Here is an 18,274-nt window from a genome sequence, read left to right on the forward strand (position 1 = left end):
CCCGCACTCCCGCATCGCAGCACGAAAGCGCGTACTCCTCATGAGCATCAAGAAGACCTCCCTGTACGGCGGCGCCACCGCCGCTGCCCTCGCCCTGACCCTCACCGCCTGCGGCGGGGGCTCCAACGGCGGCGGGGGCGCCGCCGGAGGGGCGTACGACAAGAACGCCACGGTCAACATCGGTTCGCTCTACGAGCCGCAGAATCTCGACAACACCGCCGGCGGCGGTCAGGGCGTCACCGAGGCGCTCAACGGCAATGTGTACGAAGGGTTGTTCAAGCTCACCGACGACGGCAAGGTCGAGAACCTGCTCGCCCAGGACTACAAGGTCAGTGGCGACGGACTCACGTACACCTTCACCCTGCGCAACGGCGTGAAGTTCCACAGCGGCAAGGAGCTCACCAGCCAGGACGTCAAGTACAGCCTGGAGAAGGTGATCGCCAAGGACTCGCAGTCCGCGCGCAAGAGCAATCTCGAGGTCATCAAGTCCATCGAGACACCGGACGCGCGCACGGTGAAGGTCCGGCTGTCGAAGAAGTCGATCTCCTTCGTCTACAACCTCTCCTACGTGTGGATCATCAACTCCGACGCGAAGAGCCTCAAGACGAGCGAGGACGGCACCGGCCCGTACAAGCTGAACAAGTGGACCCGCGGCTCCGCTCTCAGCCTCGACCGGTTCGCCGACTACTGGGGTGACGCGGCCAGGAACAAGCAGGTCGTCTTCCACTACTACAAGGAAGCGACCGCTCTCAACAACGCGCTCCTGACCAACGCCGTGGACGTCGTCACGAGCGAGCAGTCGCCCGACGCCCTCGACCAGTTCAAGAACAACCAGAACTACAAGGTCAACGACGGCAACTCGACGACCAAGCTGCTGCTCGCGTTCAACGACAAGGCCAAGCCGTTCACGGACGTCAAGGTCCGCCAGGCCGTCTCCGCGGCCATCGACGACAAGAAGCTGCTGGAGTCGGTCTGGGGTGGCTACGGCAAGCTCATCGGCTCGATGGTGCCGCCCACCGACCCCTGGTACGAGGACCTCACCAAGGTCAACGGCTACGACACGGCGCGCGCCAAGAAGCTGCTCGCCGAGGCCGGGTACCAGAACGGATTCACCTTCACCCTCGACACCCCGAACTACGACCCGCACCCGACCGCGGCGACCTTCATCAAGTCGCAGCTCGCCAAGGTCGGCATCACCGTCAAGATCAACACGATCACGCCGGACGAGTGGTACACGAAGGTCTACAAGAACCACGACTTCACGGCCACGCTCCAGGAACACGTCAACGACCGTGACCTGGTCTGGTACGGCAACCCCGACTTCTACTGGGGCTACGACAACAAGCAGGTCACGCAGTGGGTCGAGCAGGCCGAGCAGGCCTCCGGCACGGCTGAGCAGACCGAGCTGCTGAAGAAGGTCAACCGCAGGACCGCCGAGGACGCGGCCAGCGACTGGCTGTACCTGTACCCGCAGATCGTCGTGGCGAGCAGCAAGGTCTCGGGATACCCGGTCAACGGCCTCAACTCGCAGTTCTTCGCCTACGACATCGAGAAGGGCTGATGGCGCGGTATCTCCTGCGCCGTCTCGCCTTCCTGCTGGTGTCGCTGGCGCTCGCGAGCGTGGTCCTGTTCGTGCTGCTGCGGTTGCTGCCGGGTGACCCCGCCAACGCGCTCACCTCGGTGGGCGCCGGCCCCGAGCAGATAGCGGCGGCGCGGCACTCCATCGGCTCCGACAAGCCGCTGCCCGAACAGTTCGTCCACTGGATCGGGCAGTTGGCGAGCGGTGACCTCGGTACGTCGTTCGTCAGCTCGCTGCCGGTCGCGCCCGAGGTCGGTTCGCGGCTGAACGTCACCGTTCCGCTCACGCTCACGGCGTTCGTCCTGGCGGTCCTCATCGCCGTCCCGGTCGGCTTCGTCGCCGCGTACCGGCGCCGGACCTGGTACGGCGCGCTGCTCAGCGGAGTCTCCCAACTGGGCATCGCCGTACCCGTGTTCTGGCTCGGGATGATCCTCATCGCCGTCTTCGCGCTGAACGCCGGCTGGCTCCCCGCAGGTGGCTTCCCGCCGGACGGCTGGTCGCAGCCGGTCGAGGCGGTCCGCTCGCTCGCCCTGCCCGTCATCACCATCGCGCTCGTGATGAGCGCCTCACTGATCCGCTACGTCAGGTCGGCCACGCTCGACGTGCTGGACAGCGACTATCTGCGCACCGCGCGAGCCCTGGGCTCGTCGTTCGGGCGGGCCATGTGGCGGCACGGGCTGCGCAACGCCTCGGTACCGGTGATCTCGATCCTCGGCATCGAGCTGGCGTCCACGCTGCTGGGCGCGGTGGTCGTGGAGTCGGTCTACGCGCTTCCCGGCCTCGGCTCCCTGCTCGCGACCGGCATCGCGCAGCACGACTATCCGGTGATCCAAGGCGTGCTGTTCGTCTCGACGCTCGCGGTGCTGATCATCGGCTTCGCGGCCGACTTCGTGCAGCGGATCATCGATCCGCGGCTGCGGGGCAGGCTCTCGGGAGGTGCTCGATGAAGCGGTCGACGAAGCGGTCGACGAAGCGCTCGTACACCTTGAGCGTCGGATGCGTACTGGCCGGCCTGATCGCTCTGCTGGCGCTGGTCTCGGCCCTCTGGGTCCCGTACGCCGCCGACGACACGTCCGGCGGACGGCTCACGGGCCCCGGCGCGGGACATCTGCTGGGCACCGACAAGCTCGGCCGTGATCTGTTCACCCAGCTGATGACCGGCTCCCGCGTCGCCTTCGAGGCCGGCCTGGGCTCCGTCCTCATCGCGGCCGCGGTCGGCGTCACGCTGGGGGTGCTGGCCGCGTTCGCCCAGGGCTGGCTGGACGACACGCTCTCCGCGTTCCTCGACATCCTGATCGCCTTCCCGACGTTGCTGCTGGCGATGCTCATCGTCGCCGCCCACTCGGCCACACTGGGGTCGGCCGTGCTGGCGATCGGCCTCGCGCAGAGCGCGGTCGTGGGACGGCTCGTGCGGATCCTGGTCAAGCGGGTCCTGGCACAGGACTACATCACGGCCGCGCGCACGTCCGGCACCTCGTGGCCGCGAATCGTGGCCGGGCATGTGCTGCCCAACATCTGGCCGACGCTCGTGGTGAACCTGGCCCTCCAGTTCGGACTCGCGGTGCTGGCCGAGGCCGGTCTCTCCTACCTGGGTCTGGGAGCGCCGCCGCCCAACGCGTCGTGGGGCCGCATGCTCCAGGAGGCGCAGGCCACCTTCACCACCGCCCCGGCCGGCGCGCTCGCCCCCGGCATCCTGCTCGTCCTGCTCGTCATCGGCGTGAACCTCATCGCCGACGGTCTGCGCGACACCCTCGACCCGGCGGCCCGACGGAGGCGCGCATGAACATCCTCGACGTGCGCGACCTCGGGATCCGTACGGCAGACGGGCGCACGCTCGTCGACGGCCTCTCGCTGACCATCGCTCCCGGCGAACGACTCGGCCTCATCGGAGAGTCGGGCTCCGGGAAGTCGCTGACCACCCTCGCCGTGCTCGGCCTGCTGCCCGACGGCATGACGGCCAGCGGCGGCGTGGAACTCGCCGGCACCCAGATCGTGGGCGCGAGCGAGAAGCAGCTCACGGGCGTACGCGGCCGGGACGCCGCCATCGTCTTCCAGGAGCCGCTCACCGCACTCGATCCGCTGATGCGTGTCGGCAGGCAGATCGCCGAACCGCTGGGCAGAAGGCGAGGGCTGAGGGGCGCCGAGCTGAAGCGGGCTGTCGTGGACGCGCTGGAGCAGGTGAGGCTGCCCCAGCCCGACCGGATCGCGCGCGCCTTCCCGCACGAAATCTCCGGTGGGCAGCGGCAGCGCGTCGCGCTCGCCATGGCACTGGCATGCGACCCGAAGCTGCTCATCGCGGACGAGCCGACCACCGCGCTCGACGTCACCGTGCAGTCCGACATGCTCGACCTGCTCGACACCCTCGTACGGGAACGGGAGATGGCAGTCCTCTTCGTCAGCCACGACCTCGCGGTCGTCTCGAAGGTGACCGATCGCGTCGTGGTGATGAAGGACGGCCGCGCCGTGGAGGAGGGCGACGTCCGCACGATCGTGCGGGAGCCGCGTGAGGAGTACACCAAGGCGCTGGTGTCGAGCGCGCGGCAGCTGGAATCGGCTCTTGACCTGAGGAACGCGTGATGACGCCCGTACTGGAGCTGGACGGAGTCTCCTTCGCCTACCGCGGACACACCGCGCCCGTCGTCGAGGACATCTCCTTCACCGTCGAGACCGGGCACAGCCTCGCCCTCGTCGGCGAATCGGGAGCGGGCAAGACGACTCTGCTGCGGCTGCTGCTCGGGCTCGCCCGGGCAACCTCCGGCACCGTCCGGTTCGACGGCGCCGAGCTGAAACCGCGCGACCGCGAGCAGATGCGGCGTTTCCGGCGCAGCGTGCAGTGTGTCTTCCAGGATCCGTACTCGTCGCTGGACCCGCGTCGCCGCGTCGGCAGCATCGTGTCCGAACCACTGCGTTCCCTCGGTATCGACAGCCGGAGCACGGCCGCGCCCAAGGTGGCTGAAGCCCTGGAACGGGTCGGACTCCCGGCCGACGCCGCCGAGCGCTATCCGCACGAGTTCTCCGGCGGCCAGCGCCAGCGCATCGCGATTGCCCGCGCGACCGTGTGCGACCCGCGGGTGCTGCTCGCCGACGAACCCGTCAGCGCACTCGACGTCACGACCCGCGTCAAAGTCGTCGACCTGCTGAACGAGTTGAAGCAGGAGCAGGGTCTGACTCTCGTCATGGTCTCCCACGACCTGTCGGTGGTGGCCTCGCTGTGCGAACGCACCGCCGTCCTGGAAAGCGGCCACATCGTCGAACAGGGCGAAACCGGACAGGTGCTGGGCGCTCCCGCGCACCCGTACACACGTCGCCTGGTCGACAGCGTGCCGCGCCTGCCCGCGTGACCGGCGGGCTCGGTCACGGGGCTCCGGTACCGCCTCGGCCGACCGGTAGCGGCCGGCGTGATCTCCGCCGGCACCGCAGCCGCCCCGAGCACCGCTGATGGTGCTGTGCCGGACGCCTCAGCACCTCACGGTCCTCAGCTCGCCCCCGCCCACGCGTAGCGGTGTTCCGGTCGGCCGGTGTCGCCGTACTTGAGACTGAGGCTGATGCGACCCGCGCTCTCCAGATACTTGAGGTATCGCTGGGCCGTGGAGCGGCTCAATCCGGCGCGGACGGCGACCTCGTGTGCCGACAGCGGTTCGTCGGCTGCCGACAGGACGTGGCGGATGACGTCGGCGGTGGGCGCGGAGTGCCCCTTGGGCAGGCCCGCCGCCGCAACGGCCTGCGGAGTGCGAAGTGCCCCGAAGATCTGGTCGACCTGCTCCTGCCCGGCCTCGCCCCGGCCGCTGCCCACACCTTCCAGAGTGCGGCGCAGGGCGGCGTAGCTCTCCAGCTTGGACCGCAGACCGCCGAAGTTGAACGGCTTGACCAGGTACTGGAGGGCGCCGTAGCGCATGGCGGTCTGCACAGTCGTGACATCCCGAGCGGCCGTCACCATGATCACGTCTGCCGTGTGGCCGCGTTGGCGAAGCCGCCGTACGAGCGTCAGTCCCGTCTCGTCCGGAAGATAGTGATCGAGCAGTATGAGGTCGATATGTTCGCGCTCCAGCACGGAGAGTGCCTGCGCGGCGGTGTGCGCGCGAGAGACGACGCGGAAGCCGGGCACCTTGGCCACGTACGCCGCGTTGATCTCGGCCACACGGAAGTCGTCGTCCACCACGAGGACGTCGATCATTGAAACTCTCCCACTTCGGTCAGCTGCCGGACGGCGAGTGTCTCGGGCAGGACGACGGTGAAGACCGCGCCACCGCCGGCCCTGGCACTGACGCGGGCCACGCCGCCGTAACGCTCCGCGAGCCGGCGTACCAGTGCCAGGCCGAGCCCACGGCCCCGATGCGAGGGGGACTCCTTGGTGGACCAGCCCTCGGTGAAAATCCTTTCGCGCAGATCGGGCGCTACACCAGGACCGTTGTCGCTGACCCGCAGGACCGCTGTGGTGCCCTCCGCGAAGAGCTCCACTTCGATGAGCGAAGCGACGTCCAGTGCGTTGTCGATCAGGTTGCCCAGCACGGTCACCAGATCGCGCGGGTCCACCACCACGTCGGGGAGCAGGGTGCTGGGGGAGATGCGCAACGACGCGCCCCGCTCCGCGGCGATGGCCGACTTGCCCACCAGCAGCGAAGACAGCAGAGGGTCATTGACGCGTTCCGCGACCTGCTCCGCCGATGCCCGGTGCCCATGGGCCACCTCCGCGACGAACTCCATCGCCGCGTCGTGCCTCCCGAGTTCCAGCAGCCCGAGCAGGGTGTGGAGCCGGTTGGCATGCTCGTGGTCCTGGGCGCGGAGCGCGTCGAGAAGGCCGTGCGTGGAGTCCAGTTCGCGGCCGAGCAGCTCCAATTCGGTGCGATCGCGCAGGGTGACCACCGCGCCGCCGTCACCGGTCGGCATGCGGTTGGCGATCAGCACGCGTCCCCTGCAGACGGTGAGCAGGTCCGCGCCGTCGACCTGCCCGGCCAGCACCTCTGCCGTACGGCCCGGGGGCAGCACCTCACCCAGCACGCGTCCGACGGCGTCCTGGCTCAGCTCCAGCAGGCGCTGCGCCTCGTCGTTCAGCAGACGGATCCGCCCCCGGGCATCGACGGCGAGAACCGCTTCGCGGATGCTGTGCAGCATGGCCTCGCGCTCGTCCAGCAGCGCCGAGATGTCACCGAAGGCCAGTCCGTGCGTGCTGCGCTGCAGGCGTCGCGAGACGGCCAGGGCAGCCAGCACACCCGCGGCGAGCGCAGCCCCCGCGTAGAGCAGAAGTCCGGGAATGGTTCCGAGCAGCCGCTCGTGGACGCTGTCGTAGGCAATGCCCACCGAGACGGCACCGACGATGGTCCCGCTCCTGTCGCGGAGGGGGACCTTCGCGCGCGCGGAGCGGCCCAGGGTTCCGTCGTCGATCTGCATGATCTCCCGGCCGGCCAGGGCCGTGCTGGGATCGGTGGAGACGTGCTTGCCGATCTGTCGGGTGTCGGTGTGTGACCAGCGGACCCCGCGGGTGTCCATGACCACGATGTAGAGCGCACCGGTGGCCCGCCGGATCCGCTCCGCCTCGGCCTGCACCGGACCGCTGGGGCTGGGCTCGGTGCTCGTCAGGTGGAGCACCAGTCCGGGTTCGGCGGCAGTGGTCTGGGCGATGGACAGGGCCTGACGCATCGCCTGGTCGTCCAGCTGGTGGCTGAGCGGGGCGAGGAGGAGTCCGGTGACGAGCATGACCACCCCGGTCGTGATGGCCACCTGAGTGAGCAGGACCTGCGCGAAGACACGGCGGGGCCAGTGAATCCGCATGTGTTCGCCCTCTGCCTTCCGCCAGCCTGGAACCCGAAGATCCGTTTTGCCTTGTGTGAACGCAACGTAAACGTCGCCGCCGCCTCTGACTAGCCCTCGTTGCGCTTTCGTTCTGCGAGCGTGAGCAGAACGAGCAGAACCGCAGGTTATGGGCAGAAGCGGGAGTTGTGAGCGCAAGGGTGCCGCCGCGCTCGGGGCGCACCTAGCGTCCCGCCTCATGAACAGCGAAACGAGCCCCGCCATCGAGCTGCGGGGCGCGAGCAAAGCGTTCCGGACTCCGTCGGGGGCGCTCCACACCGCCGTACGAGATCTGGACCTCACCATTGGGCGCGGTGAATTCGTTGCCGTGGTGGGACCGACCGGATGCGGCAAGTCGACCACGCTGACCCTGGTCAGCGGCCTGGAGGAGCCCACCGAGGGCGAGGTGCTGGTGGCCGGTGAGCCGGTGCGCGGCATCGGCGACAAGGTCGGCTTCGTCTTCCAGCAGGATGCGGTCTTCCCCTGGCGCACCGTGCTCTCCAACGTGATGGCAGGTCCCCGCTTCCGGGGCGTGCCGAAGCCCGAGGCGAAGGAACGCGCCCGGGAGTGGCTCGCCCGGGTCGGCCTGTCCTCCTTCGAGGACCGCTATCCCCACCAGTTGTCCGGCGGTCAGCGCAAGCGTGTCGCCCTGGCGGCCACGTTCGTCAATGATCCCGAGATCCTGCTCATGGACGAGCCCTTCTCCGCACTCGATGTGCAGACCCGGGCCCTGATGTCGGACGAACTGCTGGAGTTGTGGGCCGGGACCGGCGCCTCCGTCGTCTTCGTCACCCATGACCTGGAGGAGTCCATAGCGCTGGCCGACAAAGTCGTGGTCATGACTGCGGGACCGGCCACCGTCAAGGAGGTCTTCGAGATAGACCTGCCCCGCCCGCGCAAGGTCGAACAGGTGCGCCTGGAGCCCCGGTTCCTCGAGATCTACCGGGAGATCTGGTCCTCGCTCGGCGAAGAGGTTCGCATCACCCGCGAGAGGGGTGCTCTCCATGTCGCCTGAAACCATCACCGCGAGCGCCGCCGTGACCAAGACGGAGCGGACCCAGGCCAGAGCGCGGGCCAGCCGCAACCGCAGGTTCCTGGTGCTCGGCAGCCGGATCGCACTGCTCCTCGCGGTCATCGGGCTGTGGGAGTGGCTGGCCCGGACCGCGGTCATCGACCCGTTCAACTTCTCCATGCCGTCGAAGATCTGGGACCAGATCCACACCTGGGTCGTCGACGGCACCGCCCAGGGCTCCCTGTGGGAGCAGATCTGGTACACGCTCTACGAAGCGCTGCTCGGCTGGGTCATCGGTGTGATCGCCGGTGTGCTGCTCGGTATCGCGCTGGGCCGGATCCGCTTCGCCGCAGATGTCCTGGGCCCGTACATCAAGGTGCTCAATGCCCTGCCGCGCATCGTGCTCGCCCCGATCTTTCTGATCTGGTTCGGCCTCGGCCCCGCCTCGAAGGTGGCCTCCGCGGTCGTCCTCGTGTTCTTCCCCGTCTTCTTCAACGCCTTCCAGGGCGCCAGGGAGGTCGACCGCAACCTCGTCGCCAACTCCCGCATCCTGGGGGCCAGCAACCGCCAGGTCACCTTCCAGGTGGTCATCCCCTCGGCCACGTCGTGGATCTTCACCAGCCTGCACGTGAGCTTCGGCTTCGCGCTCATCGGCGCCATCGTCGGCGAGTACATCGGCGCCACCAAGGGTCTCGGGCTGCTGGTCGCCGCTTCCCAGGGCACCTTCAACGCGGCCGGCGTCTATGCCGCCATGGTCATCCTCGCGATCGTCGCGCTGCTGGCCGAGGGGCTGTTGACCTTCCTCGAGAAGCGGCTCTTCCGCTGGAAGCCTGCCGACGCCGGTTCCGCACGCTGACGCCGCACGCCATCCGAACATCCCATTGCTTCTTCACAAGGACGTGAACCAGTTGCGTACATTCCCCCGGATCTCGGCCGCCGCCGTCGCCGGCGCACTCGCCCTGACCACGCTGACCGCATGCGGCGACAACTCCACCTCCACCTCCGCCTCCGGCGACAAGAACGTCAAGGTCAAGATCATGGTCGGCGGCCTCGACAAGGTCATCTACCTGCCCGCGATGCTCACCGAGCGCCTGGGCTACTTCAAGGACGAAGGGGTGTCGGTCCAGCTTCTGACCGAGCCCGCGGGCGTCCAGGCCGAGACGGCCCTGGTCTCCGGTGATGTGCAGGGCACCGTCGGCTTCTACGACCACACCCTCGACCTTCAGGTGAAGGGCAAGCAGGTCGAGTCGGTCGTCCAGTTCTCACAGGCTCCCGGCGAAGTCGAGATCGTCTCCAACCAGGCAGCGGGCGAGATCAAGTCGGCGAAGGACTTCAAGGGCAAGAAGCTCGGAGTGACGGGCATCGGCTCCTCGACCGACTTCCTGACGAAGTACCTCGCCGTCAGCAGCGGTGTCCAGACGGATCAGTTCTCACCCGTCGCGGTGGGAGCGGGGCAGACCTTCATCTCCGCCCTCCAGCAAGGCTCCATCCAGGGCGGTATGACCACCGATCCGACCGTCGCCACCATCCTGGACAAGAAGCTCGGCAAGATCCTCATCGACATGCGCACCCCGGAAGGCTCCAAGCAGGCGCTCGGCGGGCTCTACCCCTCCTCCAGCCTCTACATGCAGACCGAATGGGTCAACAGCCACAAGGAAACCGTCCAGAAGCTGGCCAACGCCTTCGTCAAGACGCTGAAGTGGATGTCGACGCACAGCGCCGACGAAATCGCGGCCAAGATGCCCGCCGACTACGCGCAGGGCGGCGGCACGGCTCTCTACGCGCAGGCCATCAAGAGCACGCTGCCCATGTTCACCACGGACGGCGTCATGCCCGCGGACGGCCCCGCCACCGTCGAGCGCGTTCTGAAGTCCTTCAACCCGAACCTGAAGAACGCCAAGGTCGACCTCGACAAGACGTACACCACCGAGTTCGTCAAGAACGCGGGCTGACCGCACGCGTCGATCGCGGCTGCGCACCGGCGTGCGGCTTCGCCGCAAAGTCCCGGTGCGCAGGCGCCTCCGGCTCACGCGACGGCCCGAAATGACGTACCCCCTGGTTGGCGGAGCTCCCGGACCCGAACGACTCGCCTCGGCGAACACGTCGTTCTCCCGGGGGCTCCGCTTTCCTGCGCACGGCGGAAGGCGCGGTACGCGGCCGTGCGGCACCGGCGGGCGCCCGGGCAGCGGCGGCATGCGCGATCCGGCACCGAGGGGGAGGACCTCACCGTGAGGCGCCGGTGCCGCCTTCTGGCTATGGTCGACGAGGGGCCGAGTAGCTGATCGACGGAGGCTCCCATGATCATGAAAGTTGAAACACGCGATGTGGCCCCGCGCCTTGCCACCGGCGCGTTCATCCTGAACTCAGGGTTGAGCAAACTGAAAGCGGACGAGGAGACGGCCGCGGGCGTGCACGGCATGGCCTGTGTGGCCTATCCATTCCTGAAGAAGCTGGATGCACGGCGCTTTACCCGGCTGCTCGCCTGGTCGGAGATCGCGGTCGGCGGAACACTGCTCGCTCCCTTCGTTTCGACCCCACTGGCCGGGCTCGCCCTGACCGGGTTCTCCGGCGGGCTGGTCGGCCTGTACCTCCGGGTCCCCGGAATGCGGGAGTCCGGCAGCCTGCGACCCACGCAGAACGGCGTACCGCTGGCCAAGGACTCCTGGATGCTGGGCATCGGGATCGGCTTCCTGGGCGCGAATTCACGCTGGGGAGGCGGGTGTACGACCCGGCGCCGGCGGCGCCGGTGCGGACGGCACTGACCGGACGACCGACGCCGGACCGGCGGTGCTCGTCGAGGCGTGTCGATGGCCGGGCCCGGGTGGGGGAGCGGCGATGGTGGTCGCATGAAAAGCGCGGACCTTTTGACGGATGCGTTCACACGAGTCCAGGAATCGGTGCACTCGGCGGTCGAGGGGCTGTCCGTCGACGATCTGCACGTGCGGCTCGACGAGGGCGCCAACTCGATCACATGGCTGGTGTGGCACCTCACCCGGATTCAGGACGACCATGTCTCGGACGCGTTCGGTGTGGAGCAGGTCTGGATCTCCCAGGACTGGGCCTCCCGGTTCGACCTGCCTTTCGAGCGGGGAGCCACCGGGTACGGGCACAGCAGCAAACAGGTCGCGTCCGTGAAGGTGGATTCGGCCGATCTGCTGCTCGGTTACCACGACGCGGTCCACGAGCGGAGCGTCGAATTCATCCGTGGGCTCGACGCCAGGTCCCTGGACCGCATCGTCGATGAGGCCTGGTCGCCGCCGGTCACCCTCGGCGTCCGGCTGATCAGCGTCATCGCGGACGACCTGCAGCATGCCGGCCAGGCCGCATTCGTCCGGGGCTCGCTCGAGCGGCGGTAGAGCCGGACACGGACGGGACGGCTGCCCGGGTGACCTGGACCGTGCGCCCGGCCGACCTCCATGGTGGCGGGTGCGGCAGGGCCACACGCGCAGCCGCCCCCCGCGGCGCCGACCGCCCATGAAGCCGACCCTGCCCCGGCATCCATGCGGCTCGGCTTCACCGCGACACTCCGCCGTTCGCTCGAAGGGCTGCTCACCCGGGTGCTGACCCGCGCATTGCAGTGAGGCGCGGGCAGCCCCGCGACGGGCATCATGATCAGAGCACACATTCGACGGCACAGAACGCAGGACGGTGGCCATGACCCCGGACAGTTTCATACCGCAGCGAGCCGTGTTCGGGACGTGGCCGACCCCGCTCGAGCCGATGCCACGGCTCGCCCGTGCGCTCGGCCTCGGCGCGGACGACCTGTGGATCAAACGAGACGACCTCACGGGTCTCGGTGGCGGTGGCAACAAGGTACGCAAGCTGGAGTGGACGTGCGGCGCGGCCCTGGCCGACGGTGCCACGGTCCTGGTGACCACGGGTGCGCCACAGAGCAACCACGCTCGTTTGACCGCCGCTGCCGGCGCCAGGCTGGGGCTCGACGTCGTACTCGTACTCGCGGGAGCACCAGGGGCATCGGAATCCGGAAACCTGGCACTCGACGGTCTGTTCGGCGCCACGGTCGTATGGGCCGGTGACGTCGGCGACCGGGCACTCGACGCGACCGCGCAGCAGGTTGCCGCCGGGCTGCGACGGCAGGGCGGTGTCCCGGCGGTCATCCCCTTCGGCGGTTCCAGCGTGCTGGGCGCGCGCGGATACGTCGAGTGCGGACGTGAACTCCTCGCCCAGGCCCGCGACCTGGAGACCGTCGTCGTAGCGGTCGGTTCGGGTGGCACGATGGCCGGCCTCGTCGATCCACTGGGCGCCGCCCGCGTGATCGGTGTCCATTGCGGCGCCGTCACCGACCCGGCCGGGACCGTGTCCGCGTTGGTCTCCGGACTGTCCGGTACGGACTGCGCGCCGGACAGCCTGAGAATGCGGCTCGACCAGGTCGGCGACGGCTACGGCGCTCTGACGGAGCAGTCCATGGCCGCCCTGACACTGACAGCCCGCACCGAAGGCATCGTGCTCGACCCGATCTACACCGGACGCGCGATGGCCGGTCTGATCGCGGCGATCGAGGACGGGGACGTGCTGCCCGGGCAGCGGACCGTCTTCCTGCACTCCGGCGGTCTGCCCGGACTCTTCGGTCACCGGGCGACGCTCGCGCAAGCGGAGGCGGCGTTGACCGTTTCACGACCGTAGACGGCGGGCTTGCCGCGGTGGCCACCACCGCCCGGATCCAGCGCATGTGGCCGCCCCCTGCCACCGAGGCGCACTCCGCGGTGCTGCCTGTCCGGCACGACGCGGGGATCCGGGCCGCCGTGATCGCGGTGCGAGCCACCGCACCCTGAGCCGGCGATCAGCGGTCCGGTCCTCCACCGGCGGTGAGGCACCCCAGGTCTCGGCGGCAGGCCGACTCTCGACCACGACGGAGTCGCCCTGAGGCACGGCGCCCTGCTGTGGGCGACAATGGAAGACGCAGGCAGGACATTCGCAGCCGCCGATTCTGGTCCGGAGCCACCCATGGATTGCCCGGAAAGTTATGAGCTGGTATTTCAGGCGTCCGCTGTCGAGGACGACACGGTGATCGTTCGGCGCACCGCGAAAGAGGGGGCCGGCGGCTATCCCATCTACGAGGACGAGACGGGAATCGTCCGCGCGGAGATCAGCGAGCTCGGTGAGGTACGCATGCTGGCCAGCGGCGGACACCAGGTGTTCGGATCACCGCAGGCCCGCGCGGTCACCGAGCACTGAGGAGACCCCGACGCCTCGACCGCCCGGTGGACCCTCAAACCCCGGCGTGGACCTTCTGAAGTGCATCGATGTCGAGCGTCTTCATCGTCATCATCGCTTCGGCGGCTCGGCTCGCCTTCACGGGATCAGGGTCGCCGATCCAGTCGATGAGCACGATCGGCACGACCTGCCATGACACGCCGTACCTGTCGTTGAGCCACCCGCAAGGACCTTCCTCGCAGCCTTCGCGGAGCCTGCTCCCGTAGTGGCCCACTTCCTCCTGGTCGTCGCTGTCTCCTTGCCGAAAGGGTGTGTATGCCCATAGCGCCCCATTCAGCGCCGAAAACTCATCGGCGTCCGGTTCAGGACACAGGATGGGGTGCCGTCCGCCATTCGGCGGCGAACCGGTGCACCGTCGCGAACCGCTCTGCGGGATCCCTACGGGTGGCCCGCGCGAGCACCGCCAGCTGTGCCGGACTGCCCCGCCACGCCCGCTCATCGTCCCCGGAGTCCAGGAGAAGCCGAGCCGCACGGCCCAGGGTGAACACCGTCGTCCGCGTGTCGATGAGTGCCCCCCGCACGGATTCCTCGGGCGCCATGAACCGCCGTGACCCCGGCAGCCGGTCGTCGGCCAGCACAAAGGGGCCGGGCCGGTACTCGTCGAGGTCGATCAGGCGCACCGTGTCCCGGGCGAAGTCGTACAGCAACGCACCGTCGTAGAAGTCGACCGCCACCTGACCGGCGTCCTCCACGGCGAGATGAGCGCTCAGGACCTGCTCGAACGCGTGGAGCACCCGGGTGACCGGCAGCGCCCGGAAGCGTGCGATGGCGCGGTCGGGGCTGGAGCGATTGCGCCTCGCGTACAGCACCTCGCCCTCATGCCACGGCATCACCACCGCGCACCTGTCACCCACAGTGATCCGGTGGAGCTGCGGGACGATCGCCGGGTGGCGTACCGCCCGGTGGAAGGCCCACCCGCGGTCGAGCGACCGCCGGCCGGTTTCCGTGACCGCCGCCTTGACGAACCACCGCTCACCGTCCTCAAGCCGTACGCCGTAGGACACACACCCCGAGTCCTGTTCGCGAAACGCGGTGAAGACCTTCCCCACACGGTCCAGATACGGCTCCAGGGCGGACAACTCGGTTTTCTCCAGCAACGGGTGCGAGGTCATGGACAGCATGATGCCCTCGCCCGTCGGTCGTCCGCAGAGCGTCCGAGGACTGTCGGTACCCTCGCGCCCGTGCCCGACCCGCGCGAGGCGGCCGGGTGACAGCCCTGGACGATGGGCGCACCATCGGACAGCCGCCCTGACCCTGACCGGAGGTATCCCATGAACGGCGCTCCCCACGTACGGCACGCGCGCCCCGCCGATCTGCCGCGCATCGCCGAACTAGCCGTCGAGCACGCCGCGTACGAGAAGGATGCCTCTCCGTCCCCGGGCCTGGCCGAGCGGCTTGCGGTGCTCCTCTTCGACGCTCCGGACCCGCGGTTGCGCTGCCTCGTGGCGGAGCGGGCCGACGGAGAGGTCGTCGGGTATGCGACCTGCATGCCCGAACTGTCCACCTGGGAGGGGCGCGAGTACCTTCACATGGACTGCCTCTTCCTCCGTGACGGCAACCGGGGACTGGGCCTCGGGGCGCTGCTCATGGATGCCGTAGCGGCAGAGGCGCAGCAGCTGGGACTCACCGAGGTGCAGTGGCAGACGCCCGCATGGAACGAAGGAGCGATCCGGTTCTACGACCGTCTCGGCGGCCGGGCCAAGGAGAAGATCCGCTACACGCTGCCGGTCATGGACTGAGCGTCCGCTCCTCGGTGGGGAGCCGGTTGCCGTGCGGGCCCAGCGGTACGCGTACCGGGATGCGGACCCGATCCCGGGTTGTATGCGGGGGTGACGAGCAGCCAACTGCTCGCGTCCGTATGGTCGGTGGCGTGCGTCGTCCGGTAGCCGTTCCCACCGGATCCGTTCCCCGTGGAGGGGCCGAAAACCGGTACGCCGACCGACAGGCCGCCGGGCCGCCCCAGCACCGAGGCTCCGGTGCCGCGCTCGGTGTCGCCGCCGTGCAGGCGCTGCACGCGCGCGCCAGGATCTGCGCCGGCTGGAGGGCCGTGCCCAGGTTCTGTCCAACGGCGTGATCGCCGCGGTGGCGCTGGGCCCGCCGGCATTCGTGCTCTTCGCGCAGCCACGGCAGTGCCGGGGTCTGAACCGTGTCCGAACGGAAGCGAGGCCGGTGGCCTGCCACTCACTCATGGAAGAGAGGCAGGCCACCGACCGTTCACGCGGTGCGGCTGCTTACTTGGGCCGGCGCATGTCGCCGGAGCCCATGTTGCCGAGCTGCTCGCTCTGCTCCTGCAGCTTCCGCGCCTTCTCCTGGAGCCGCTGACGCTGCTCCGGGTCGGTCGCGCGCTCCGCGGCCTCGGTCAGATGCCGGGCCTTGTCGCGCATCTCCTGGGCGCGGCCACTGGTTTCGCCTGCAACGCTCATCGTCACTCCTAGGACGGTAGGGAAGAGCGGGCTCATTCAGAGAACCAGCGTCCGGCTGTCACCGCATTCCGAACCGTTACGCTCCGTTACCGGCTGCCCATAGGGTCGTGGGCCGGATCCGCGCTGGCATGATCAGGGGTATGAACGAGTGCATCATCGCCGCGTGTGACGGGGCATCGAAGGGGAATCCGGGGCCTGCGGCCTGGGCATGGGTCGTGGCCGATGCGCAGGGGACTCCGCAGCGTTGGGAGGCGGGGCCGCTGGGCACCGCGACCAACAACGTCGCCGAGCTCACCGCACTTCGGTCGCTGCTGGAGGCCACGGATCCCGCCGTCGAGACCGAGGTCCGGATGGACTCGCAGTACGCGATGAACGCGGTGACGAAGTGGCTGCCGGGGTGGAAGCGGAACGGCTGGAAGACCTCGGCCGGCAAGCCCGTGGCCAACCAGGAGCTGGTGGTCCGCATCGACGAATTGCTGAGCGGCCGGATCGTCCGCCTCGTCCATGTGCCGGCCCATCAGGTGGACGGCGATCCGCTCAACGCCCTTGCCGACCAAGCGGCCAGCGAGGCCGCCGTGACGCAGCAGGCGGCCGGCACGGCGCACGGTTCCCCGCTGCCGACGCCCGCCCCGGCCAGGGCGTCCGAGAGCCGGAGCAGCAGCGCGGCGGCGAAGAGGAAGACGGCGGGCGCGGCACGCCCCGCGCGCACCGGGGGCACCATCCGGGCCAAGTTCGCCGGGCGTTGCCACTGCGGAAAGCCGTACGCGGCGAAGGATATGATCGCGAAGAATCCGAACGGATGGGGCCACCCGGAGTGCAGGTCAGCACCCGCCTGAGCCGACAGCCTGCCGGGCCGGGACCGGGCGAGAGCTCACCTGAAAGAGGTTCTCCGTGCCATGATGCGGCTCCGACCGCAGCGCTTTCGGTGTTCCGCAGGCGCTGCGGGAACGGCTGGACGCTGGGGGGCGGATGGGATCCACAGGCACGGTGCTGCGCGAATTGCGCGGCGCGCAAAAGACCGCAAAGGGTGTGTCGCTCTACTCGCGGTATGTCAACCGCCCGGCCGGACGCGTGCTTGCCGCAGGCGCTTACCGGATCGGGCTGACACCCAATCAAGTCACCTTGGTCAGCGCGGCCTTCACTTTCACCGCAGTTGCGTCGGTGGCGCTGATCCGGCCCTCGTGGGGGCTCGCCTTCGCCGTGTACGCGGGGCTGGCCGTCGGCTTTGCCTTCGACTCGGCCGACGGGCAGCTCGCCCGGCTGACCGGACGTGGCGGGCCGGACGGAGAGTGGCTGGACCATGTCGTGGACTGCGCCAAGCTGATCCTCGTACACACCGCCGTACTGATCTCGTTCCACCGGTTTGCGCAACTGCCCGGCGAGGGCTGGCTGCTGCTGCCGCTGGGCTTCCTGTTCGTCGCGGTGCTCACCTTCTGCGCCGGTCTGCTGCGCGAGCAGCTCGGCAAGGCGGCCGCCCGCCCCGCACCGGCCGGCCGTGCCACGGCCCCGGCCCCGGTGTCCCGGGTGCGGGCCGTGGCGCTGCTCCCCGCCGACTACGGGGTGTTCTGCCTGGTGTTCCTGCTGTACGGCGACGAGACCGCGTTCCGTGTCGGCTATGCCGCACTCGCCGTCGTGCACACGCTGTTCCTCGTGGCGTTCCTCGTCAAGTGGTTCAGGGAGCTGAAAGCGCTCCGGGCGGCGGACTGACGAGGGTGTCCAGCGCCCGGCGCAGCTGGGTGCTGGACGTGTGCACGGTGTAGGGGAAGTAGACCACCTCCACACCGACCTCGGCGAAGTCGCGCTCGAGTCGTTCCCCCTTTTCCGTGCCCCGCCAGTCGTCCCCCTTGAAAATGACGTCGAACCTGACCTGCTGCCACGTCTCGACCTTGTCGGGAACGGTCTCGACGAACGCTGCGTCCACATAGCGCACACTGCGGACGATCTCCAGCCGCTCCGGCAGCGGGATCACCGGCCTGTGCCCCTTGGCGAGCGCGGCCATCTCGTCCGAGACGACCCCCGCCACGAGGTAGTCGCACTGGCTGCGGGCATGCCGCAGGATGTTCAGGTGCCCTACGTGGAACAGGTCGTAGACCCCCGGCGCGTAGCCGACCCTGTGCACCATCCGTTCTCTCCCCCCACGGTGAACATGATGTCCGTGTTCCGGTCGCAGGTATCCGGACATGGCATCCGGTCCTGCGGGATATCGGTATCCGTGCTGATGGTGCAATGACCTTACTG

The 18,274-nt window shown here is 68.8% G+C and carries 23 protein-coding genes and 1 pseudogene; 16 read left to right on the forward strand and 8 right to left on the reverse strand.

Going from position 1 to position 18,274, the window contains the following annotated elements; translation table 11 throughout:
- Window positions 1–40: 40 nt before the first annotated feature.
- Genes ACFU6I_RS04615 through ACFU6I_RS04635 form a run of 5 tightly spaced genes read left to right on the forward strand, consistent with a single transcriptional unit; the run spans window position 41 to window position 4,920 of the window.
- Window positions 41–1,561 carry an ABC transporter substrate-binding protein gene (locus ACFU6I_RS04615; RefSeq protein WP_384361480.1) on the forward strand — a complete coding sequence of 507 codons (1,521 nt, stop codon included), beginning with the start codon at window positions 41–43 and terminating at the stop codon, window positions 1,559–1,561.
- Window positions 1,561–2,526 carry an ABC transporter permease gene (locus ACFU6I_RS04620; protein ID WP_384361483.1) on the forward strand — a complete coding sequence of 322 codons (966 nt, stop codon included), beginning with the start codon at window positions 1,561–1,563 and terminating at the stop codon, window positions 2,524–2,526. Before ACFU6I_RS04615 ends, ACFU6I_RS04620 begins: the two co-directional genes overlap by 1 nt.
- Window positions 2,523–3,362: an ABC transporter permease gene (locus ACFU6I_RS04625; protein WP_384361486.1), complete on the forward strand. Its 840-nt coding sequence runs from the start codon at window positions 2,523–2,525 to the stop codon at window positions 3,360–3,362. Before ACFU6I_RS04620 ends, ACFU6I_RS04625 begins: the two co-directional genes overlap by 4 nt.
- On the forward strand, window positions 3,359–4,156 hold the full coding sequence (locus ACFU6I_RS04630; RefSeq protein ID WP_384361489.1) for an ATP-binding cassette domain-containing protein: 798 nt from the start codon (window positions 3,359–3,361) through the stop codon (window positions 4,154–4,156). Before ACFU6I_RS04625 ends, ACFU6I_RS04630 begins: the two co-directional genes overlap by 4 nt.
- Window positions 4,156–4,920, forward strand: coding sequence for an ABC transporter ATP-binding protein (locus ACFU6I_RS04635; protein WP_384361492.1), 765 nt, complete (start codon window positions 4,156–4,158; stop codon window positions 4,918–4,920). The genes ACFU6I_RS04630 and ACFU6I_RS04635 overlap by 1 nt, the downstream gene beginning before the upstream one ends.
- Before the next feature lie 134 nt (window positions 4,921–5,054).
- Here ACFU6I_RS04635 and ACFU6I_RS04640 read toward each other — a convergent pair whose 3' ends face one another.
- Both ACFU6I_RS04640 and ACFU6I_RS04645 read right to left on the reverse strand, forming a co-directional pair.
- Window positions 5,055–5,753: a response regulator gene (locus tag ACFU6I_RS04640; protein ID WP_384361494.1), complete on the reverse strand. Its 699-nt coding sequence runs from the start codon at window positions 5,751–5,753 to the stop codon at window positions 5,055–5,057.
- On the reverse strand, window positions 5,750–7,348 hold the full coding sequence (locus tag ACFU6I_RS04645; RefSeq protein ID WP_384361496.1) for an ATP-binding protein: 1,599 nt from the start codon (window positions 7,346–7,348) through the stop codon (window positions 5,750–5,752). Before ACFU6I_RS04645 ends, ACFU6I_RS04640 begins: the two co-directional genes overlap by 4 nt.
- Before the next feature lie 217 nt (window positions 7,349–7,565).
- Between ACFU6I_RS04645 and ACFU6I_RS04650 the strand changes: the two genes are divergently transcribed.
- The 8 genes from ACFU6I_RS04650 to ACFU6I_RS04685 all read left to right on the forward strand — a co-directional run bounded on the left by ACFU6I_RS04650 (window position 7,566) and on the right by ACFU6I_RS04685 (window position 13,574).
- Entirely contained in the window at window positions 7,566–8,381 is an 816-nt protein-coding gene (locus ACFU6I_RS04650; RefSeq protein ID WP_037693453.1) for an ABC transporter ATP-binding protein, read from the forward strand.
- Window positions 8,371–9,234, forward strand: a complete 864-nt coding sequence (locus tag ACFU6I_RS04655) for an ABC transporter permease (RefSeq protein ID WP_384361499.1) — start codon at window positions 8,371–8,373, stop codon at window positions 9,232–9,234. Before ACFU6I_RS04650 ends, ACFU6I_RS04655 begins: the two co-directional genes overlap by 11 nt.
- Before the next feature lie 52 nt (window positions 9,235–9,286).
- A complete protein-coding gene (locus ACFU6I_RS04660; RefSeq protein ID WP_384361501.1) occupies window positions 9,287–10,330 on the forward strand; it encodes an ABC transporter substrate-binding protein in 1,044 nt (347 codons plus the stop codon).
- A gap of 345 nt (window positions 10,331–10,675) precedes the next feature.
- Window positions 10,676–11,140 carry a hypothetical protein gene (locus tag ACFU6I_RS04665; protein WP_384361504.1) on the forward strand — a complete coding sequence of 155 codons (465 nt, stop codon included), beginning with the start codon at window positions 10,676–10,678 and terminating at the stop codon, window positions 11,138–11,140.
- An 84-nt stretch (window positions 11,141–11,224) separates the two neighbouring features.
- The gene (locus ACFU6I_RS04670; RefSeq protein ID WP_384361506.1) at window positions 11,225–11,734 is read left to right on the forward strand and encodes a DUF664 domain-containing protein; all 510 of its coding nucleotides are present in this window, start codon (window positions 11,225–11,227) and stop codon (window positions 11,732–11,734) included.
- A 298-nt stretch (window positions 11,735–12,032) separates the two neighbouring features.
- A complete protein-coding gene (locus tag ACFU6I_RS04675; RefSeq protein ID WP_384361508.1) occupies window positions 12,033–13,022 on the forward strand; it encodes a D-cysteine desulfhydrase family protein in 990 nt (329 codons plus the stop codon).
- Between the two features lie 17 nt (window positions 13,023–13,039).
- On the forward strand, window positions 13,040–13,171 hold the full coding sequence (locus ACFU6I_RS04680; protein ID WP_384361511.1) for a hypothetical protein: 132 nt from the start codon (window positions 13,040–13,042) through the stop codon (window positions 13,169–13,171).
- 172 nt (window positions 13,172–13,343) lie between these two features.
- A complete protein-coding gene (locus tag ACFU6I_RS04685) occupies window positions 13,344–13,574 on the forward strand; it encodes a DUF6296 family protein (RefSeq protein ID WP_384361514.1) in 231 nt (76 codons plus the stop codon).
- Between the two features lie 34 nt (window positions 13,575–13,608).
- Here ACFU6I_RS04685 and ACFU6I_RS04690 read toward each other — a convergent pair whose 3' ends face one another.
- The 3 genes and pseudogenes from ACFU6I_RS04690 to ACFU6I_RS04700 all read right to left on the reverse strand — a co-directional run bounded on the left by ACFU6I_RS04690 (window position 13,609) and on the right by ACFU6I_RS04700 (window position 14,725).
- Window positions 13,609–13,737, reverse strand: coding sequence for a hypothetical protein (locus ACFU6I_RS04690; RefSeq protein ID WP_384361631.1), 129 nt, complete (start codon window positions 13,735–13,737; stop codon window positions 13,609–13,611).
- Window positions 13,738–13,746: 9 nt separating this feature from the next.
- Window positions 13,747–13,989: pseudogene (locus tag ACFU6I_RS04695) on the reverse strand (VOC family protein); the annotation flags it as partial.
- Window positions 13,916–14,725 (reverse strand): serine/threonine protein kinase, encoded by an 810-nt coding sequence (locus ACFU6I_RS04700; protein ID WP_384361517.1) that lies wholly within the window; start codon window positions 14,723–14,725, stop codon window positions 13,916–13,918. The gene ACFU6I_RS04700 and the pseudogene ACFU6I_RS04695, both read right to left, overlap by 74 nt.
- A 159-nt stretch (window positions 14,726–14,884) precedes the next feature.
- Here ACFU6I_RS04700 and ACFU6I_RS04705 point away from each other — a divergent pair, with 159 nt between their 5' ends.
- Window positions 14,885–15,352, forward strand: a complete 468-nt coding sequence (locus ACFU6I_RS04705) for a GNAT family N-acetyltransferase (RefSeq protein WP_384361520.1) — start codon at window positions 14,885–14,887, stop codon at window positions 15,350–15,352.
- Here the strand turns inward: ACFU6I_RS04705 and ACFU6I_RS04710 are convergent.
- Together ACFU6I_RS04710 and ACFU6I_RS04715 are read right to left on the reverse strand one after the other, a co-directional pair.
- Window positions 15,328–15,627: a hypothetical protein gene (locus ACFU6I_RS04710; protein ID WP_384361522.1), complete on the reverse strand. Its 300-nt coding sequence runs from the start codon at window positions 15,625–15,627 to the stop codon at window positions 15,328–15,330. The two genes, ACFU6I_RS04705 and ACFU6I_RS04710, sit on opposite strands and share 25 nt — an antisense overlap.
- A 217-nt stretch (window positions 15,628–15,844) precedes the next feature.
- On the reverse strand, window positions 15,845–16,036 hold the full coding sequence (locus ACFU6I_RS04715) for a DUF6381 family protein (protein ID WP_327248010.1): 192 nt from the start codon (window positions 16,034–16,036) through the stop codon (window positions 15,845–15,847).
- Between the two features lie 140 nt (window positions 16,037–16,176).
- Between ACFU6I_RS04715 and ACFU6I_RS04720 the strand changes: the two genes are divergently transcribed.
- Together ACFU6I_RS04720 and ACFU6I_RS04725 are read left to right on the forward strand one after the other, a co-directional pair.
- Window positions 16,177–16,872: a ribonuclease H gene (locus ACFU6I_RS04720; protein WP_384361525.1), complete on the forward strand. Its 696-nt coding sequence runs from the start codon at window positions 16,177–16,179 to the stop codon at window positions 16,870–16,872.
- Between the two features lie 133 nt (window positions 16,873–17,005).
- The gene (locus ACFU6I_RS04725; RefSeq protein ID WP_384361528.1) at window positions 17,006–17,743 is read left to right on the forward strand and encodes a CDP-alcohol phosphatidyltransferase family protein; all 738 of its coding nucleotides are present in this window, start codon (window positions 17,006–17,008) and stop codon (window positions 17,741–17,743) included.
- Here ACFU6I_RS04725 and ACFU6I_RS04730 read toward each other — a convergent pair.
- The gene (locus ACFU6I_RS04730) at window positions 17,709–18,158 is read right to left on the reverse strand and encodes an adenylyltransferase/cytidyltransferase family protein (protein WP_384361531.1); all 450 of its coding nucleotides are present in this window, start codon (window positions 18,156–18,158) and stop codon (window positions 17,709–17,711) included. The genes ACFU6I_RS04725 and ACFU6I_RS04730 overlap by 35 nt on opposite strands.
- Window positions 18,159–18,274: the final 116 nt, after the last annotated feature.

This window comes from Streptomyces sp. NPDC057486 (assembly GCF_042802415.1).
GTDB classification, from domain to species: Bacteria; Actinomycetota; Actinomycetes; order Streptomycetales; family Streptomycetaceae; genus Streptomyces; species Streptomyces yanii.

Bases quoted from the DNA above. Each gene is read 5' to 3' on its own strand.
- ACFU6I_RS04625 (WP_384361486.1), top strand. From the start codon at position 2,523: ATGAAGCGGTCGACGAAGCGGTCGACGAAGCGCTCGTACACCTTGAGC.
- ACFU6I_RS04715 (WP_327248010.1), bottom strand. From the start codon at position 16,036: ATGAGCGTTGCAGGCGAAACCAGTGGCCGCGCCCAGGAGATGCGCGAC.
- ACFU6I_RS04730 (WP_384361531.1), bottom strand. From the start codon at position 18,158: ATGGTGCACAGGGTCGGCTACGCGCCGGGGGTCTACGACCTGTTCCAC.
- ACFU6I_RS04640 (WP_384361494.1), bottom strand. From the start codon at position 5,753: ATGATCGACGTCCTCGTGGTGGACGACGACTTCCGTGTGGCCGAGATC.
- ACFU6I_RS04650 (WP_037693453.1), top strand. From the start codon at position 7,566: ATGAACAGCGAAACGAGCCCCGCCATCGAGCTGCGGGGCGCGAGCAAA.
- ACFU6I_RS04685 (WP_384361514.1), top strand. From the start codon at position 13,344: ATGGATTGCCCGGAAAGTTATGAGCTGGTATTTCAGGCGTCCGCTGTC.
- ACFU6I_RS04615 (WP_384361480.1), top strand. From the start codon at position 41: ATGAGCATCAAGAAGACCTCCCTGTACGGCGGCGCCACCGCCGCTGCC.
- ACFU6I_RS04675 (WP_384361508.1), top strand. From the start codon at position 12,033: ATGACCCCGGACAGTTTCATACCGCAGCGAGCCGTGTTCGGGACGTGG.
- ACFU6I_RS04665 (WP_384361504.1), top strand. From the start codon at position 10,676: ATGATCATGAAAGTTGAAACACGCGATGTGGCCCCGCGCCTTGCCACC.
- ACFU6I_RS04620 (WP_384361483.1), top strand. From the start codon at position 1,561: ATGGCGCGGTATCTCCTGCGCCGTCTCGCCTTCCTGCTGGTGTCGCTG.
- ACFU6I_RS04630 (WP_384361489.1), top strand. From the start codon at position 3,359: ATGAACATCCTCGACGTGCGCGACCTCGGGATCCGTACGGCAGACGGG.
- ACFU6I_RS04725 (WP_384361528.1), top strand. From the start codon at position 17,006: ATGGGATCCACAGGCACGGTGCTGCGCGAATTGCGCGGCGCGCAAAAG.
- ACFU6I_RS04700 (WP_384361517.1), bottom strand. From the start codon at position 14,725: ATGACCTCGCACCCGTTGCTGGAGAAAACCGAGTTGTCCGCCCTGGAG.
- ACFU6I_RS04720 (WP_384361525.1), top strand. From the start codon at position 16,177: ATGAACGAGTGCATCATCGCCGCGTGTGACGGGGCATCGAAGGGGAAT.
- ACFU6I_RS04655 (WP_384361499.1), top strand. From the start codon at position 8,371: ATGTCGCCTGAAACCATCACCGCGAGCGCCGCCGTGACCAAGACGGAG.
- ACFU6I_RS04645 (WP_384361496.1), bottom strand. From the start codon at position 7,348: ATGCGGATTCACTGGCCCCGCCGTGTCTTCGCGCAGGTCCTGCTCACT.
- ACFU6I_RS04670 (WP_384361506.1), top strand. From the start codon at position 11,225: ATGAAAAGCGCGGACCTTTTGACGGATGCGTTCACACGAGTCCAGGAA.
- ACFU6I_RS04635 (WP_384361492.1), top strand. From the start codon at position 4,156: ATGACGCCCGTACTGGAGCTGGACGGAGTCTCCTTCGCCTACCGCGGA.
- ACFU6I_RS04705 (WP_384361520.1), top strand. From the start codon at position 14,885: ATGAACGGCGCTCCCCACGTACGGCACGCGCGCCCCGCCGATCTGCCG.